The 394-nt window shown below is 70.1% G+C and carries 1 protein-coding gene; it reads left to right on the top strand.

The window, feature by feature from the left end; genetic code table 11:
• The coding region (locus tag G3I71_RS49510) for a family 20 glycosylhydrolase (protein WP_164325546.1) at positions 1–394 on the top strand (394 nt) is incomplete at both ends.

The raw sequence follows: 394 nt of genomic DNA, 5'->3' as shown, positions 1-394 counted from the left end.
CCCGGGGGCCACTGGACCAAGGAGGAGTACCGGGACCTGGTGGAGTACGCGGCCCGCCGGTACGTGGACGTGGTCCCGGAGATCGACATGCCGGGTCACATGAACGCGGCGCAGGCCTCCTACGCGGAACTGAACTGCGACGGGAAGGCGCGGGAGCGCTACACCGGGGTCAAGGTCGGCTTCAGCTCGCTGTGCGTGGGTCAGGAGCGCACCTATGAGTTCGTGGACCAGGTGCTGGGCGAGATCGCGGAGCTGACCCCGGGGAAGTACCTGCACATCGGGGGCGACGAGGCGCACGCGACGCCGGCCGACGACTACGCGGCCTTCATGGACCGCGCGCAGGAGGTCGTGGCCCGGCACGGGAAGACCGTGGTTGCCTGGCACCAGCTCGCGC

This window comes from Streptomyces sp. SID12501 (assembly GCF_010550245.1).
Taxonomy (GTDB): Bacteria; Actinomycetota; Actinomycetes; order Streptomycetales; family Streptomycetaceae; genus Streptomyces.
This window is presented reverse-complemented; position numbering and strand designations above follow the sequence as displayed.